The sequence below is a fragment of the Rhizobium sp. 01T444 genome (assembly GCF_056398305.1).
On record NZ_JBFTPD010000356.1, the window covers coordinates 1 to 550 of the forward strand.

Sequence of the window (550 nt, forward strand, 5' to 3'; positions counted from 1 at the left end):
AGGGTGTCGTCGAGGCGGTGGTGGCGGGGCGCAAGGAGCCGCTCAAGGGAGAGCTGAACTTCGTCGACAACACGGTCGATCCGCTGATCGGCACCGTTCGCGCCAAGGCCGTGTTCGCCAACGCCGACCAGAGCCTCTGGCCGGGCCAGTTCGTCCAGACCCGCGTCACCGTGAGCACGCTCAACGACGCGACCGTGATCCCCGCCGCGGCCGTCATGATGCTGACCGAGGGCCCCGCGGTCTACGTGGTCGATGCCGACAAGACGGCCTCGCGCCGCAAGATCCAGACCCTTCATTCCTTCGGTACGCAGGTCGCCGTGCGCGGCGTCGAGCCGGGCGAGCAGGTCGTCATCGAGGGCAAGCAGAACGTACGCCCGGGCGGCAAGGTCCGGCTCGACGCCTCGGCCAGACCGCAGCAGCAGCCCGGCAGCCCGGCCTCCGATGCCACGCCCGGAAGCGCCGCATCCGTGGGGCCCTCCAACGCCAGCGTCGTCGCGGAGCGGGAGCGCTCATGAACATCTCCGAGCTGTGCATTCGCCGGCCGGCGATG

General features: G+C 70.2%; 1 protein-coding gene. It reads left to right on the plus strand.

The features are described 5' to 3' along the window. The coding region (locus AC1DTN_RS38900; protein WP_477925569.1) for an efflux RND transporter periplasmic adaptor subunit at positions 1-515 on the plus strand (515 nt) is incomplete at its 5' end. Positions 516-550 lie beyond the last annotated feature (35 nt).